The organism is Leclercia tamurae, assembly GCF_025566055.1.
Lineage (GTDB): Bacteria > Pseudomonadota > Gammaproteobacteria > Enterobacterales > Enterobacteriaceae > Enterobacter > Enterobacter tamurae.
This window is the reverse complement of record NZ_JAMHKS010000045.1, coordinates 1-692: the sequence shown is the minus strand read 5'-3', so window position 1 is coordinate 692 and position 692 is coordinate 1. Positions and strand designations below refer to the sequence as shown.

The window sequence follows — 692 nt, the reverse complement described above, 5'->3', positions numbered from 1 at the left end:
ATATGGCGGGTTCCCGCAAATATATGTTTCTCCACCTTCGTTCGCGAATTCGATCTCCGCCTGATTAAGTGGAGTACTGAACAAGTCATCTGCGAGTAATTTCACAGCTGTGCCTGTAGGAGGACAGATGTTCAGCCAGTCCAGCCATAGCGCATTACCGCAGATGATCCAATTTTGCGCATCCAGCGGTAGAAATTCCGCCAACGCATCCTGCTGGCCTCGATAGAGCACGTCGCACTGAAACTCGGCAATGATCAGCGCCAGGCGGGCAATCTCTGCCGGAAAGTCGCGGAGTTCGATACCGCGGAAGTTAGTCAGCGGTATTTCGGATTTGTTGTGGGCTTCGCCCCGGCGACGATTGATTTCCGCCTCGATCTCACGCATCTGCTTGTAGGCAATGACTAGAAAGTTGCCGGAGCCGCAGGCTGGGTCAAATACGCGGATGCGTGCCATACGCTTGCGCAGATTGAGCAGCTTGGCTTTGTTGTCACCGCATGCATCCAGTTGCTCCCGAAGGTCATCCAGAAACAGCGGATTCAGCACCTTGAGGATATTGGGCACGCTGGTGTAGTGCATGCCCAGTGCGCCGCGCTCTTCATCATCGGCTACGGCCTGGATCATGCTGCCGAAGATGGGCGAGTGCTTCGGCGCACAGGCGAGCCCGATAATCAGGCGTGGCTATTCATGTTAGC

The 692-nt window shown here is 55.2% G+C and carries 1 protein-coding gene; it reads right to left on the bottom strand.

The genetic code is table 11. The features are described from left to right. Window positions 1-621, bottom strand: a 621-nt coding sequence (locus M8318_RS00250; protein ID WP_262660580.1) for a DNA methyltransferase, incomplete at its 3' end; no start/stop codon positions are given. Between the last annotated feature and the right edge of the window lie 71 nt (window positions 622-692).